Source organism: Winogradskyella vincentii (assembly GCF_020166345.1).
In the GTDB taxonomy this organism is placed as follows: domain Bacteria; phylum Bacteroidota; class Bacteroidia; order Flavobacteriales; family Flavobacteriaceae; genus Winogradskyella; species Winogradskyella vincentii.
Map to the genome: position 1 here is coordinate 656,344 of NZ_JAIUJS010000001.1, position 15,348 is coordinate 671,691.

The window sequence follows — 15,348 nt, forward strand, 5'->3', positions numbered from 1 at the left end:
CTTAATCAGATTTGGCTTTTAATGAAGAACGAATTTAACCAATTACATGCTAATCCCAAAGGCAGTTATTTAAAAAATGAAATATAAAATGAGTACAAAAATTGCTTACGTCCCTTATAAAGTAAAAGATATGTCTCTTGCATCTTGGGGAAGAAAAGAGATTGAATTAGCAGAAGCAGAAATGCCAGGTCTAATGAGTCTTCGTGAAGAATATAAAGATGAACAACCACTTAAAGGTGCGCGTATTGCAGGCTGTTTGCATATGACTATTCAGACTGCAGTATTAATTGAAACTTTACAAGCACTTGGTGCAGAAGTTACATGGAGCTCTTGTAACATATTCTCCACTCAAGATCAGGCTGCGGCGGCAATAGCTGAAGCTGGTACTGCTGTTTACGCATGGAAGAATATGACTGAGGAAGAGTTTGACTGGTGTATAGAACAAACCTTATTCTTTGGTGAGGACAGAAAACCATTAAATATGATTTTAGATGATGGTGGTGATTTAACTAATATGGTTTTAGATAAGTACCCAGAATTGACGTCGGGAATCAAAGGACTATCTGAAGAAACTACAACTGGTGTTCATCGTTTGTATGAGCGTTTCAAAAATGGAACTTTACCAATGCCTGCAATTAATGTTAATGATTCTGTAACCAAATCTAAGTTTGATAATAAATACGGTTGTAAAGAGTCTGCTGTAGATGCTATACGCCGTGCTACAGATACTATGCTAGCTGGTAAACGTGTAACTGTTTGTGGTTATGGTGACGTTGGTAAAGGAACTGCAGCTTCTTTTAAAGGTGCTGGAAGTATTGTTACTGTTACCGAAATTGACCCAATTTGTGCTTTGCAAGCAGCAATGGACGGATTTGAGGTGAAGCGTTTAGAAACTGTTGTTTCTAATTCTGATATTGTAATTACTACTACAGGTAATAAAGACATTGTAAGAGCAGAGCATTTTAAGGCAATGAAGGACAAAACCATAGTTTGTAATATTGGTCATTTTGACAATGAAATACAAATGGCTTGGTTAAACGAAAATTATGGTGATACCAAAAACACCATTAAACCTCAAGTTGATAAGTATACTATTGATGGTAAGGATGTCATCATCTTAGCTGAAGGTAGATTGGTAAACTTAGGTTGTGCTACAGGTCATCCAAGTTTTGTAATGAGTAACTCTTTTACAAACCAAACATTAGCACAGATTGAACTTTGGAACAATTCTGGAAACTACGAAAACAAGGTGTACATGTTACCAAAGCACCTAGATGAAAAGGTCGCCAAGTTGCACTTGGAAAAAATCGGTGTTGAATTAACAGAGCTCAAAGATTACCAAGCAGATTATATTGGTGTTACGGTTGAAGGGCCATATAAGCCAGAACACTATAGATACTAATTGTTTTTATTATATAATTACAATTTTAAATATATTAAAAAGCCCTTTCAGAAATGAAAGGGTTTTTTTATTTTAAGTCTGAAATGATCTATTCAAGCGAGAAAATAAAAGTCCCGAGATTTAGTGAAGAAGAAGGCTTCTATACCACAAAGAAGCGCTCTAAAATGATGAGCAAAATACGCGGTCATAATACCAAACCAGAATTGATTTTCAGAAAAGCTTTGTGGAAAAAAGGAATTCGTTATAGAGTTAACAATAAACAATTACCAGGCAAACCAGACGTAAGTATAAAAAAATACAAACTTGCTATTTTTATTGACGGAGAATACTGGCATGGTTACAATTGGGATGAGAGAAAACCTAAGTTAAAAACCAATCGTAAATTTTGGATTCCCAAGATTGAACGTAATATGCAACGTGATATTGAAGTGAACCAGCAGTTGCAAAATATGGAATATACCATCTTTAGATTTTGGGCACACGAAATAAAAGACAATCTTAAAACATGCATCAGCGATGTTTTAATGCACATTACAAATTCAAAATATGGACATAAACTCTAAGTTACCAAAGGTTGGCACAACAATTTTCACTGTAATGAGTGCTCTTGCCAATGAGCATAAAGCATTAAATCTATCTCAAGGTTTTCCTAACTATGAAAGTGATAAAAAATTAAATGACTTAGTTGCTCAAGCAATGAATAGTGGTTATAACCAGTATGCTCCCATGGCAGGTAGTTTGGATTTGAGGTTAGCAATTGCACATAAATATGAATTGCTATACAATAAAACCTATCATCCAGAGAATGAAATAACCATAACAGCTGGTGCTACGCAAGCCATCTACACAATAATCACAGCCTTTATACACAAGGATGATGAGGTAATAATTTTTAAACCAGCTTACGATTGTTATGAACCTGCTGTGAAAATAAATGGTGGAACGCCTATATCTATTCAGTTATCAGCACCTAATTATAAAATTAGTTGGGAAGAAGTATCATCAAAGATAACTTCTAAAACAAAAATGATAATAATAAATACACCTCATAACCCTACAGGTACCATTTGGTCTAAAGAGGACATTTTACAGTTACAAAAACTTACCAGTAATACCAATATAATTGTCTTAAGTGACGAGGTCTACGAACATATTGTTTTTGATGATGCTAAACATTACAGTATTTGTTTATTTAATGATTTAAAACAACGCTCTTTTATAACTGCCTCTTTTGGAAAAACATTTCATAATACAGGATGGAAAATTGGGTACTGTTGTGCACCAAAATCATTAATGGAAGAATTTAGAAAAGTACATCAGTTTAATGTGTTTTCAGTTAATCATCCTGCACAAAAAGGAATTGCCGATTTTATGCAAGATCCTCAAACCTATAATGGCCTTTCAGAATTTTTTCAGCGTAAACGTGATTTGTTTCTTAATTTGATTTCTGAATCTCGATTTAAATATAGTCCTTCACACGGCACTTACTTTCAGGTTTTAGATTATTCCGAAATTACAGATGAATATGACGTAGACTTTGCAAAACGATTAACCATAGATTATAAAATAGCTTCGATACCCTTGTCAGTTTTCAATAACGAAAACATGGATGATAAAGTCCTTCGTTTTTGCTTTGCTAAAACTGAAGAAACTTTGATTAAGGCAGCAGAAATTCTTAGTAAAATTTGAGTTACTTTTTGTAATTTGATGTGTCCAATGTTTGTAACAAAACATTTTGAGATGAGATATTTAATAACACTTTTAATTTTCGCTTATTCTTTTTGTATTTCTGCCCAAGTTGTAAAAATGGATGGGAAAAGTTATGAGGTGAAAAAAGACAAAATTCTATTAGATGGAAAAGACATTACATCTACCTTAAATAAAGATGAGCGCGATTTAATTTTTGAGGAGGCAAAGGCAATTTCATTAGATTTAAAATTTAGAGAAAATGCCAAAAAAGAGACTAAAAAAGCTCAAAAAGAAGCGAAAAAAGCCGAAAAAGCTCAAAAAAAGGCTGAAAAAGCTCAAAAAAATGCCGAAAAGGCTTTAAAAGAGAAAGAGAAGTTTCAAAAACGATATGAACAAGCTCAAACTAATTTAGAGAAAGCTCAAAAAAAATATAAAAAATTAAAAAAGAAAGGTAAATTGTCTCCAATTGACGAACGTAAGTGGCTAGATAAAATTGACAAATTACAATCAAAAGTTAACAAAGCCCATAGCAAAATGTAACTATGCAAAACACTCTGAAAATAGCAATTATTCAATCTCATTTGGTTTGGGAAGACCCTGAAGCAAATCGAAAACAATTTAAAGAGAAAATTAATTCTATATCAGATAATGTTGATATAATAGTGCTGCCCGAAATGTTTACTTCTGGCTTCACAATGAATGCACCTAAGGTGGCTGAAACTATGCAAGGTGAGACTATTAACTGGCTAAAGAACATTTCAAAAAATAAAGATACTGCTATAATAGGGAGTTTAGTTATTTCAGAAAATAACAACTACTACAATCGTTTAATATGTGCCCAACCATCTGGTGAACTTATTGAATATGATAAAAGGCACACATTCACGCTTGCAGGAGAGCACAAAGTATACACAGCCGGTACAGAAAAAGTAATATTTAGTTATTTAGGTTGGAAAATTTGTCCCCTAATTTGTTACGATCTTCGTTTTCCCGTTTGGGCAAGAAATTCCGAGGATTATGATTTATTGTTATACGTTGCCAATTGGCCTAAACCAAGAATTAATGCTTGGGATACATTACTAAAAGCAAGAGCCATTGAGAACATGAGTTATTGTATTGGTGTTAATAGAGTTGGCCTAGATGGCCTTAATTATGAATATCCAGGTCATTCTGGTGCATATGATGTTTTGGGTCACCGCATAGATAGTATAAAGGAAAATGAAGACAAGGTTGAGATTGTTTCTCTAGAAAAATCAATGATTGGTAAATACAGGGATAAACTTAACTTTTTGAATGACAGGGATGAGTTTAATCTAAAAGTGTAAATTCAATAATAAAATCAAAACTGGCTCTAACCTCTTCCACATTTGCAGAAGGTGCGTAGCTCACCCTTTCCGGTTGTATTCCCAGTAAATAATTCCCAGTATCATACTTACCATTTCCATTGGTGTCGTATATAACCCTTAAGGCATATTTGCGCGGCGCAATATCAGTGAAGTCTACCACAGGATTCTCAGTAGTATAGCGCTCATATATTACAATACCTGTATCATTGACCAACTGTACAATAAGAGGAAACTTTGCGTTTCTTAATTGAACCCTTAAGTTCCCATATTCAGATTTCATTTTTGTTCTGAATGAATAATTAAGCGTATCCTTAATGACACCTCCATAAAAGCCTTCAAATGTTTCTGGCAACATTGTAAAAACGTAACTCTGGCCTTCTTCTTTTTCTACCGGAAAAGTGTATTTATTATAAATAGAATCGTATTCAACTTGAAAATCAACAAAAACAGAATCCTTGTTTATAAGACTGATTTTTGATTTGTCTAATTTTATTATTGGGATATTTCCTTCGAGACTAAAATCCTGATCAAAATTAATAGTTCCAGAAACCAATGCTTTAATTTTTAAAGAGTCAGCTTCCATAGCTCTAAACCTATGTTTAAAAGTATCAATGGACTTCTCATTTCTAACAATAAAATTTACTGTATCTACTTCAAATTTTGGTTTGTACCAATAATAAAGAGTATCTGTTTGTTTATCCTTAGTTATTCTTGTTTCAAATCCTTCAGGTTTATCACCCAAAAGTTCAATTTGCATGGTTTTATAATTGCCTTCATATGGAAAAAGTATCCTTTTGTCTCCATCTTGCTTTGGCTTAAATGCCTTGAAATTTGGTTCTTCCTTAAATAATTTTAATCCGAACGTTGAATCTGTAGGCACATTAATAAATCCTTCTTTAAAGGCAATTTTATCATCCTTTTGATCAAATAAAAAATTGCTGTTTTTATCCTTAATAGCTAATAGTTTGTATTTACCTTCTTTAATATTGTCTATGCTAAAAGTGGTTAAACTATCTAATGTATTAGTGATATATCTAGGTTTTTCCTTAAAAACAATAGAGTCTGTATAAGTAGAATCTACCTCATACAACATAACTGTTACAAAGGTATCCGGTTCCTCAGCAATAGCATCTTCTACAAATCCTTTAACCGATAATGAATCTATGGTGTCTCCGGTAGAAAACACATATCTATAATATGGATAAGGGTTTTCCTCATTATTATCTACAATACTCTCACCAAAATTCAATGCATAAGTTGTATTCGCCTCAAGGGTATCTTTAATTTTTATGGAGATATATTTACTTGCGCCTCCCATAGGAGTAATAGAAGGATCAGTATCCATTGGAGGAGAAATAATCAATTGCTTCCTAAGGTCCTTAATCTTAACATACTCGTCGAAGTAGATATTGATTTCATCTCCTTTAAAATTTGTTGAAAAATTCTCTGGTTCAGATTTTAAAATAACAGGTGGCTCAGTATCCTTATCACCACCAGTTGGTGTACCACGATTAGCACAACCTGTCAAAATGCTAATCAAAAAAAGACCAATAAAAAATCTCTGCAAGTATGAATACATTCAGTAAGAATTATTTAGAACAAAGAAACAATTTTAATAGTTAGAAACGAAAAAATTAATCTGCAATTGCCATTGTAACAAGACTTAACTTAATATTATCAATTTTTAACAAAACAGAAGCACAGGATTCAATTGTTGCGCCAGTTGTAATAATATCATCTACGATCAAAATATGCTTACCTTCTAATGAAGTTTTCTCTGAAATATCAAATAAAGTATTATCTGTATCAATTCGTTTCAATCTGTCCTTAAATACTTGCGTTTTAGTAGATTTGGCTTTAATCAATACCGTGTCGTTATAGTCAGCTTGTAATGCTTTGGCAATTTCAATTCCGAATTTAGACACTTGATTGAATCCTCTTTTTCGGAGTTTTGTTTTATACAAAGGTACTGGTACAACAACATCTATATTATTATAGGCGCTTATAGTACTTAACTCCGCTCCAAGCCATTTACCAAAGAATTCACTAATATTTTCATGGCCTCGATACTTGAGATTGTGCAATAGTTGTTGTACAATTCCCTTCTTGGAAAAATGCAATAGAGATGTCGCATTTTCTAGTTTCACTCTGCCATATAGGGTTTTTTTTACGACCTCTGAATCTTCATGATGAAAATTAGTGACAGGTAATTGATGCCTACAAGAAATACAAATTACGGATTCCTTGTCTTTTAAAACATTATTGCATGCTTCACAGACTTGCGGAAAGAACAAGTTCAACAAATTTTTTACCACTTAATCGAATAAAATAAATTGGTCATTTAATTAGCTCTAATTTTGGCTCAAATTAGCAATTAATTATGATAGTTAACCCTCAATTATTTAACTACAGATTAATTATAGGTTCTTTATTAGTCGTTTTAACAGCTTTAGGTATTTATAGCTTTACAAATTATAAATCCATTAAATCCTACGAAGAATTCCTAAAGCAGGAAAAGTTTTTGATAGAACAAGAACTAACAGAAATGTTAGAAAGTTATGACGAACTAAGCCAAGATTATGATCTTATGGCTTCTCAGCTCCAAGAAGCAAAATTAGAAACTAAGAACGCCTTAGATTCATTAAGATTATTAAAAAGTGATTTATCGATTATCACTAAGTTTAAGGAGCAACTTATAATTCTAAAATCTAAAAGCAAGGTACTTCTAAATACCATTGATTCTTTGAATATTGCAAATAAGCAACTTCTAAAGGAAAATCAAGACGCACTCAATACCATTGAGAAAAAGAGTTTTACAATCAATGATCTTGCCACTAAAAACAATCTACTAAGTAAAGCCATTGATAATGCTGCAATACTTAAAGCAAGTGATGTTAAGGCAAAATCTTATAAATTAAGTGGTTCCAAAAAGAGATTTACAACCAAAGCAAGACGTGCAAATGCTATAGATGTTTGTGTGTTGGTGGCAGAAAACCCATTAACTGAAAATGGGCGTAAGGATATTTTTATCCAGATTGTTAGCCCAGATGGTAATATAGTTGCAGATAAAGGAGAAGTTGTATTTGGAGAATTTTCTTTAATCTATAGCAAGAAAGAAGTTATAACCTACAATAATGAAAATCTAGAAATTTGCACAGCCATTATTGCAGATGAAGATGATAAACCTTTCCAAAAAGGAGACTATTTAATCAATGTTTTTCACAAAAACATGAAACTTGGAAGTACTACTGTAAATTTAAAGTAAATTCAATAACATAATTTTTTTAAAACCGGTCTATTAATTAGAGCGGTTTTTTATTTTTGTGCCATGGCAAACGACGATAAATTCAAAAAGGTAATCTCTCATGCAAAAGAGTATGGTTACGTATTTCAGAGTAGCGAGATTTATGATGGCCTAAGTGCTGTTTATGACTATGCACAAAATGGTGCTGAATTAAAAAATAACATTCGTAACTATTGGTGGAAGGCGATGGTACAAATGCACGAAAATATTGTTGGTATAGATGCTGCAATATTTATGCATCCCACCACTTGGAAAGCATCAGGACACGTAGATGCGTTCAATGATCCACTTATTGACAACAAAGATTCGAAAAAACGCTATAGAGCAGATGTTCTAGTAGAAGATTACTGCGCTAAAATAGAAGCTAAGATTAATAAGGAAGTTGCCAAGGCAGCAAAGAGATTTGGTGATGCTTTTAATAAAGAAGAATTTGTTTCTACAAATGGCCGTGTCTTAGGTTATCAAGAAAAAATAGATTCTACGCTTAAACGTCTAGGCAAGTCATTAGAAAATGAAGATTTAGCAGATGTAAAGGCACTTATTGAAGAACTCGAAATAGCAGACCCGTTGTCTGGAAGTCGTAATTGGACTGACGTAAAACAATTTAACTTAATGTTCGGTACCAAATTAGGTGCATCTGCAGATTCTGCTATGGATTTATACCTAAGACCAGAAACTGCTCAAGGTATTTTTGTCAATTTCTTAAATGTGCAAAAAACAGGTAGGATGAAAATACCATTTGGTATTGCACAAACAGGTAAAGCTTTTAGAAATGAGATTGTTGCAAGACAATTTATTTTTAGAATGCGCGAGTTTGAACAAATGGAAATGCAATTTTTCATTAAACCAGGCACACAGAAGGAATGGTTTGAATATTGGAAAGAACATCGCTTAAAATGGCATAAGTCATTGGGTATGGGAGATGACAATTATCGCTTCCATGATCATGAAAAATTAGCCCACTATGCTGATGCTGCAACGGATATTGAGTTTAACTTCCCATTCGGGTTTAAAGAATTAGAAGGCATACATTCTCGTACAGACTTTGATTTAAGCCAACACGAAGAATATTCTGGTAAAAAACTACAATATTTTGATCACGAGGACAATGCAAGCTACACTCCATATGTGTTAGAAACATCTATAGGTTTAGACCGTATGTTCCTTGCCGTATTCTCTAATTCGCTTCAAGAAGAAGAATTAGATAATGGTACAACTCGTACAGTGTTGAAATTACCAGCAGTATTAGCACCAACCAAGGCTGCTATCCTTCCATTAGTAAAAAAGGATGGTTTGCCAGACATCGCCAAGCAAATTGTTGAGGATCTTAAGTGGGATTTTAATGTGGTTTACGATGAAAAAGATGCCGTTGGTAGACGTTACAGAAGACAAGATGCCGTTGGTACACCTTATTGTATTACTGTAGATCATGACACTTTAGAAGACAATACCGTAACTATACGTCATAGAGACACAATGGAGCAAAAAAGAGTGAAAATTGACGAGCTCAGAAGCATTATTAAAAAAGAAGTTGATGTTAGAGAGTGGTTAATGAAAATGTAATAGGCTAGAGTAAAATTAAAAACCCCAAACAAATTGTTTGGGGTTTTTTTATTGAGCGTTTTTTAGTTAAAACCTATAGCCAAAATTAACAGAGAATCTCACTTCAATATTGTCTAGGTAGTCATCATCAAAATTTCCTAAATTCCGTGCAATATCACCATTGAGCATTAAGGTTATTTTATTGTTAAATACCCATTTATGCCCAATGCCAAATCCAGCAGAGGCGCCGCCAATATCATACGTATATTCTTCGTTAACATCTGTTTCTGTAGCTATGTCGTAGTAATAATAATCATCTACTGTAATTTCTCCAGTTCTAAATTTCAATTGCGGGTAGAAGAAAAAGCCGTGATGATCTTTTTCCTTAGAAAAGTAAATTAAAAAAGCAGCCTCCAGGGAAAATGCTGAGTTATCTTCAATATAGCCAGCATCGTAATATCCATAGGTATCAAAAAAATTAGCACCTATCAATAGGGATTGATTATTATCGAAAAGGCGTTCGTAATTTACTCCTAGAGTACCAGCTACAACTAAGTCTAACAGATTAACTGATATCTCATTCTTTGCTAAAGTATTAGAATTTTTATCCTCCTGTGCATTAGTATTTAATATTAGTAGGAAGAACAAAACGGTTGAAAGTAGTTTTTTCATTATATGATTAATTTAGATTTTCTTTACATATAGACGGCAAACTAGTCAAATGGTTGCGTAAGAAATTACTTTATTTTAGAAATATGCTTTTAGTTGCACAGTACCAGTATGAATAGTTTTAGATGTTTCGGTTTTTCTGCCAAAATATGAGAGGTTTAAATCTAAAAACTTTGTTAGCTTCTTTTGAGCAAGCAAGTTCCAAGTGAAGTTTTTTCCAGGTTGAAGTCCTTCTAACATTTGGTAGGCGACTGGAGTGTTGGAGTTTCCTTCAAAATCGTTTTGAAAAAAGTTAAATTCTCCTGTGAGGGCAATTTTCTGAGTGTTATTATAGGTAAATGAAAGTCCATAATTGCTTTGAGCTAAAGATTCTAAACTACCTATTGTGTTAGATTTGGAGGTATATTGATAAAATACATCAAACTGTGCATTTTCATTAAATAAATAAGAGAGCTTTGGCTGAAATCGTTCCTCATCTATATTAAAATTTCTATTTGCGAAATTTTCACTTAAGCTTTCTTCAGTACCAAAACTACCTTGAGCATTAATAAGCCAGTTAGTAGCAAATTTATGATTAAAGTTTAATTGATGGTTAGTCAATTTATTTTCCTGAAAACCGATAGATAACAGATTACGACTTGTATTTGTTAAGAAAGTATATGAAGTTGTGTAGTGCTGTTTACCTCTATTGTAAAACAGTACATTTCTTATACTGTTATTCAAAGCCAATTCATTTTCTTCATCCTCATTAAAAGGGTTTAGATTAAAGTTATTACCATCTCGCCTAACTTTTCTATCAATAAGAAAAGACGTTTGATTATAGAAATGTGAAAAGAACTTATCCCATTTATCCTTTGATGAACTTAACTGTTGAAAATTAAATGTAATTGTTTGGCTGAGTCTATTTTGGTGGGTTCTAACAAAAACCTGATTTGGCAGCAAAACCCTAATGTAATTACCTTGATCCTGAAATTGAGCAAGTTCAAATTCATTCAACTCTTGAATTCCATTTTCGTTATAATCTATCCAAGTATATGCGCCTTGGCCTGCTTCTACCTCAACATATGTAAAATCTTGTTGTGGCAAGGTACCAGAGTTAGTTTCAAAATTTGTGTTCCAAATAACTATATTATTAAACAGTTTTTGATTAAAGTTTAAACGACTGTTTAAACTTTGCTCATTTTGTGAATCTGCAACATCAGCCTTTAAATCTCTATAATTAACAAACAACTGCAAATTGGTTGCTTTGTTCTGAATTAATCTAGATTTTAAATAATAGGTATTTGATCGATTAACACGTTGAACCAAATTATTTCTTACACTATCGTTTACACGATTAATATAGCCCAGTTCTACAAAGACTTTAGTACTATCACCAATACCCACAAAAGCTTCATACGAGTTAAATTTCTGACTCAGAGGTGTTAATGAATCTGTTGCAATTACACGTTGTTCATTATCCTCTAGTGCTATTTTTGCACCAGCCCATTTATTCTTTTTACCATATACCACACGATTAAATGATCTCAAAAAGGTAGAGTTATTTATAGTGCTTTCACTATTTAGATAACTGGTATTTGAGAGAATTGAAAAATTGCCGAGTCTTAAGTTAACTAATGCATTGTGCCTGTTTCCTGTGAAATTATTAGAGTAATCCAAATACTCAAAATTATAACTTGCAACCCCTTTTTTGGAATGTGATAATTGTAACCCAGAAGTAAACAGCAGTTGATTACCGAAATTAAAATTTCCTTGGTCATCTCTATCATCTTCCAAATTCCAATCTCTATTAAATTCAGCTCTATATAATCGCTGTATGGTTCTAAAATCTTTTTGAATAAAATCTGCATCAATAAGTGCAGACAAATTCCATAAGCTATCGGACTTGACAATTTTCTGGTTTACTTTTAATTTACCCGCAAATCCATCGTTATCATTATCATCTAAGTTTGAAAATAAGTTGAGATCGTTTTTGCTTCCTGCTAATTCAACAAACACATTGGTGTTTTCGGAAGGTTTATAACTTCCATTTAATACTGCTATTTGCAATCGCTCTGGTGCAACTAATTGCACAATAGGCTCATAATTTCCTTGAGGTACTCCTGCCACAGGTGGAATATATTCAAAAATATTACTGACAGCATTATCATTACTTAGTATATAGTTACCTTGATTTTGACCAACTAAAGTAAAGCTGACACTAAACAACTCATCATCTGGGTCATTGGAGAAAACAAAAATTTCCTCACTTCCAATAAATTCTTTTCTATATAAAATTCTATTCTCGGAATAAGATTGAGGGCTTGCAGAAGGTGCTGTCATTAAACTTCTGTTATCACCGGCATCAGCTAAAATTTGCGTTTGTTCCGTAGATAAGTTTTGTTGCAATGGTTGGTTTTTGGCATCACTTTCTGAGTAAATAGAAACATTTAGATTAAATTTTTCCGATTTATAGCCTCCTCCTCCAAAAACTGTAAATCTACTGTAGTTGCGCTCACTAAATTGATAATCTACCGTAATTCGCATTTCTGAAGTTATAGGAAACGTAGAATTAAAAATAATTTCACCTGCATTGTAATCTATTATATAATCTCTATTTTCTCCTCGTTCTAAGGGCACACCATTAACATAAACCGTTTCACTACCTGAAACTATTAACACAAACAACTCATTATTTGGACCTCTAAGTTTGTAAGGTCCTTGGTTTCCTTCTTGGGCGGTAAATTGGGTCGTGGTAAACTGCCCTCTTACTAATGCTCCAGAAGCAAAGACATTAGTCTTTTCACTTAAATTGGCGTTCACCAAAAGTCCTTGTACTCTTTTTGTAAAATTTGCAAAATAGCTCTGTGTATTTACAAGGTCTATATCACCAGCTCTTATGTTCCAACTATCACTAAACAATTCAATAAATACTTGGTCAAACTCATCTAATCTCTGAGAGTAACCACTCTCTTGCAAAGGTATATTCGCATCTTGTATTGAAGCTCTTAAGGACACCTTGTCACTTAGCTTTCCAGAAATCTGTAAGTCTAGTTCACTATTTAATACAGAATTCTGATTATTCCCAATTGTAACACCTCGAGATATACTACCAGAAGTAGTTAAGCCATCAAATGGTGTAAATGTGTTTTTTCTTATAGTATTTTCAAGTTGATATAACTTCTGAAGGCTAGAACTTCTGTTTACGATTATATTGTCATCTAGTTGTTTATATACTTTGGTTATAAACTCTGGGTAACGTAAATAATCCACCTCAACAGTATCGGTTGAAATTGTTTTTCTAAAGACTAATAATGATTTTACAAAATCAATATTATATGAACTAGAATCTATTATTTTCCCGTTTTCATCCCTTACAATAAATCTCGAAGGATTAATACTTACGGAATCAATTTTAATAGAGTCTTTAACTGCAATTCGTTTGGTCCTATAATTACTTTGTTCTTCTTGGGAAAAACCCAAAAAAGAATACAGTAAAACAATAAAGGCCAAAGCTCGTTTCATGTAGACTAATAACTGTTTATAACTTAAAATATTTTATTGTTAAAATAGGCGCAAAATTATAGTGTAAAAGTAGGGTATTATTTAATTTCGCTTAAACCTTAGAATTCAATTATGAAAATCGCATCCTATAATGTAAATGGAATTAGAGCAGCAATAAATAAGGGGTTTATTCAGTGGCTTGAAGCTACCAACCCAGATGTAATCTGTTTACAAGAAATTAAAGCCTTAGAAGAGCAATTAGATTTAAATCTATTCACTGAAATTGGATACGAATATAACTATTGGTTTAGTGCTCAAAAAAAGGGATATAGTGGTGTAGCATTACTTTGTAAAAAGGAACCCAACCATATAGAATTTGGTACTGGCATTGAATCAATGGATTTTGAGGGTCGTAACATCAGAGCAGATTACGACAATGTTTCAGTAATGAGTATGTATTTGCCATCAGGTACAAATAATGCACGATTAGAGCACAAATTTGAATACATGGATATGATCCATGAATATCTAAATAAACTCCAAAAGAAACTGCCAAATTTAGTTGTTTGTGGTGATTACAATATTTGTCATGAACCAATAGATATACATAACCCAAAAATGAAAGGTGTTTCAGGATATTTACCTGAAGAACGTGAGTGGCTAGGCAATTTTATTGACAGTGGGTTTGTTGATAGTTTTAGGTTTTTGCATCCTGAAAAACAAGAATTTTCTTGGTGGAGTTATCGCGCAAATGCTAGAGCAAACAATAAAGGTTGGCGATTAGATTATGCAATGGTTAGTAAACCATTACAAGAAAATATAAAACGAAGCGTTATACTCACTGAAGCAGTTCATAGTGACCACTGCCCTATTCTTTTAGAATTGGATATATAGTATAGTAATCATTAAAACCTTAAAAATGATAAAAAGAATTTCTTTGTTGATTGTAACAGTTGGATTATTTTCTTCTTGTGTTTCAAAAAAAATCTACACAGATTTAGAAGATAAATATGCCACACTTAAAAAAGAAAATAGAAGTTTAAATGAAGAAGTAGAAAAACTGTCTAAAGAAAAAAATATTGTCCTCAATGATCTCAACACTATGGCCAAACAATACGATTTGGCAATTGAAGAATTGAATCAATTAAAATCGGAATTAGCAGCTACTAAATCAAATCTTGATAACCTTAAAGCGTCATATGAGGCATTAGAGAAAAACAGTTCTGCAGAAATAGCTAAAAATTCAAAAAAGAATAGAGAATTACTAGCAAAACTTGAAGCAAAAGAACAAGCTCTAGCAAGTGAAAGTGCAAGATTAGAAAAACTTAAAAGAGAACTTGAGAATAGATCTAAAAGAGTTGCGGAATTAGAGAATGTAATTGCGACAAAAGATGCAAGTATGAAAGCCCTAAAAGATGCGATATCTAAAGCCCTAACAAATTTTGAAGGCAAAGGATTAACAGTTGAACAACGTGATGGTAAAGTGTATGTTTCTATGGAGAATAAGTTGCTATTTCAATCTGGGAGTTGGTCTGTAGGATCTGAAGGCCGTAAAGCAGTACAGCAATTAGCTAATGTACTTGCTGAAAATCCAGATATAGCAATATTAATTGAAGGTCATACAGATAATGTACCTTATAAAGGAAATGCTCAGCTAAGTGGCAATTGGGACTTGTCTACAAAACGTGCAACTGCCATTGTGAATATTCTGAGAGAAAACACATCTATTAATCCTGAGAATTTAACTGCAGCTGGTCGCGGTGAATATGCACCTATTGCCTCAAATGACACGACTGAAGGTAGAGCAAAAAACAGAAGAATTGAGGTGATTTTAACGCCTAAGTTAGATGAAATTTCAAAATTGCTTAACGATATCTAAAAGCAAAACTTAACATAGATTTAGACCTTTCATG

General features: G+C 32.8%; 13 protein-coding genes. 9 read left to right on the plus strand and 4 right to left on the minus strand.

Annotated elements, in window-relative coordinates:
* Positions 1-88 precede the first annotated feature (88 nt).
* The 5 genes from ahcY to LBV24_RS03025 all read left to right on the plus strand — a co-directional run bounded on the left by ahcY (position 89) and on the right by LBV24_RS03025 (position 4,416).
* Positions 89-1,402 carry an adenosylhomocysteinase gene (ahcY, locus tag LBV24_RS03005; RefSeq protein WP_224477106.1) on the plus strand — a complete coding sequence of 438 codons (1,314 nt, stop codon included), beginning with the start codon at positions 89-91 and terminating at the stop codon, positions 1,400-1,402.
* A 53-nt stretch (positions 1,403-1,455) separates the two neighbouring features.
* Complete coding sequence (locus LBV24_RS03010; protein WP_224477107.1) at positions 1,456-1,965, plus strand: very short patch repair endonuclease; 510 nt, start codon at positions 1,456-1,458, stop codon at positions 1,963-1,965.
* Entirely contained in the window at positions 1,949-3,091 is a 1,143-nt protein-coding gene (locus LBV24_RS03015; RefSeq protein WP_224477108.1) for a methionine aminotransferase, read from the plus strand. Before LBV24_RS03010 ends, LBV24_RS03015 begins: the two co-directional genes overlap by 17 nt.
* A 138-nt stretch (positions 3,092-3,229) precedes the next feature.
* The gene (locus LBV24_RS03020; protein ID WP_224477109.1) at positions 3,230-3,631 is read left to right on the plus strand and encodes a hypothetical protein; all 402 of its coding nucleotides are present in this window, start codon (positions 3,230-3,232) and stop codon (positions 3,629-3,631) included.
* Positions 3,632-3,633: 2 nt separating this feature from the next.
* Positions 3,634-4,416, plus strand: coding sequence for an amidohydrolase (locus LBV24_RS03025; protein ID WP_224477110.1), 783 nt, complete (start codon positions 3,634-3,636; stop codon positions 4,414-4,416).
* Here LBV24_RS03025 and LBV24_RS03030 read toward each other — a convergent pair.
* Both LBV24_RS03030 and LBV24_RS03035 read right to left on the minus strand, forming a co-directional pair.
* On the minus strand, positions 4,400-6,016 hold the full coding sequence (locus LBV24_RS03030; RefSeq protein WP_224477111.1) for an Ig-like domain-containing protein: 1,617 nt from the start codon (positions 6,014-6,016) through the stop codon (positions 4,400-4,402). The genes LBV24_RS03025 and LBV24_RS03030 overlap by 17 nt on opposite strands.
* 55 nt (positions 6,017-6,071) lie before the next feature.
* A complete protein-coding gene (locus LBV24_RS03035; protein WP_224477112.1) occupies positions 6,072-6,731 on the minus strand; it encodes a ComF family protein in 660 nt (219 codons plus the stop codon).
* An 86-nt stretch (positions 6,732-6,817) separates the two neighbouring features.
* On the opposite strand from LBV24_RS03035, the gene LBV24_RS03040 reads away from it, so the two are divergent.
* On the plus strand, positions 6,818-7,702 hold the full coding sequence (locus LBV24_RS03040) for a hypothetical protein (RefSeq protein WP_224477113.1): 885 nt from the start codon (positions 6,818-6,820) through the stop codon (positions 7,700-7,702).
* 63 nt (positions 7,703-7,765) lie between these two features.
* The gene (locus tag LBV24_RS03045) at positions 7,766-9,304 is read left to right on the plus strand and encodes a glycine--tRNA ligase (RefSeq protein WP_224477114.1); all 1,539 of its coding nucleotides are present in this window, start codon (positions 7,766-7,768) and stop codon (positions 9,302-9,304) included.
* Between the two features lie 66 nt (positions 9,305-9,370).
* Here LBV24_RS03045 and LBV24_RS03050 read toward each other — a convergent pair whose 3' ends face one another.
* Both LBV24_RS03050 and LBV24_RS03055 read right to left on the minus strand, forming a co-directional pair.
* Positions 9,371-9,955: a hypothetical protein gene (locus LBV24_RS03050; RefSeq protein WP_224477115.1), complete on the minus strand. Its 585-nt coding sequence runs from the start codon at positions 9,953-9,955 to the stop codon at positions 9,371-9,373.
* A gap of 75 nt (positions 9,956-10,030) precedes the next feature.
* Positions 10,031-13,456 carry a hypothetical protein gene (locus LBV24_RS03055; protein ID WP_224477116.1) on the minus strand — a complete coding sequence of 1,142 codons (3,426 nt, stop codon included), beginning with the start codon at positions 13,454-13,456 and terminating at the stop codon, positions 10,031-10,033.
* Positions 13,457-13,567: 111 nt separating this feature from the next.
* On the opposite strand from LBV24_RS03055, the gene LBV24_RS03060 reads away from it, so the two are divergent.
* Together LBV24_RS03060 and LBV24_RS03065 are read left to right on the plus strand one after the other, a co-directional pair.
* The gene (locus LBV24_RS03060; protein ID WP_224477117.1) at positions 13,568-14,329 is read left to right on the plus strand and encodes an exodeoxyribonuclease III; all 762 of its coding nucleotides are present in this window, start codon (positions 13,568-13,570) and stop codon (positions 14,327-14,329) included.
* 25 nt (positions 14,330-14,354) lie between these two features.
* A complete protein-coding gene (locus tag LBV24_RS03065; protein ID WP_224477118.1) occupies positions 14,355-15,314 on the plus strand; it encodes an OmpA family protein in 960 nt (319 codons plus the stop codon).
* Positions 15,315-15,348: the final 34 nt, after the last annotated feature.

Bases quoted from the DNA above. Each gene is read 5' to 3' on its own strand.
- LBV24_RS03010 (WP_224477107.1), top strand. From the start codon at position 1,456: ATGAAAGGGTTTTTTTATTTTAAGTCTGAAATGATCTATTCAAGCGAG.
- LBV24_RS03045 (WP_224477114.1), top strand. From the start codon at position 7,766: ATGGCAAACGACGATAAATTCAAAAAGGTAATCTCTCATGCAAAAGAG.
- ahcY (WP_224477106.1), top strand. From the start codon at position 89: ATGAGTACAAAAATTGCTTACGTCCCTTATAAAGTAAAAGATATGTCT.
- LBV24_RS03015 (WP_224477108.1), top strand. From the start codon at position 1,949: ATGGACATAAACTCTAAGTTACCAAAGGTTGGCACAACAATTTTCACT.
- LBV24_RS03055 (WP_224477116.1), bottom strand. From the start codon at position 13,456: ATGAAACGAGCTTTGGCCTTTATTGTTTTACTGTATTCTTTTTTGGGT.
- LBV24_RS03050 (WP_224477115.1), bottom strand. From the start codon at position 9,955: ATGAAAAAACTACTTTCAACCGTTTTGTTCTTCCTACTAATATTAAAT.
- LBV24_RS03030 (WP_224477111.1), bottom strand. From the start codon at position 6,016: ATGTATTCATACTTGCAGAGATTTTTTATTGGTCTTTTTTTGATTAGC.
- LBV24_RS03060 (WP_224477117.1), top strand. From the start codon at position 13,568: ATGAAAATCGCATCCTATAATGTAAATGGAATTAGAGCAGCAATAAAT.
- LBV24_RS03025 (WP_224477110.1), top strand. From the start codon at position 3,634: ATGCAAAACACTCTGAAAATAGCAATTATTCAATCTCATTTGGTTTGG.
- LBV24_RS03040 (WP_224477113.1), top strand. From the start codon at position 6,818: ATGATAGTTAACCCTCAATTATTTAACTACAGATTAATTATAGGTTCT.
- LBV24_RS03065 (WP_224477118.1), top strand. From the start codon at position 14,355: ATGATAAAAAGAATTTCTTTGTTGATTGTAACAGTTGGATTATTTTCT.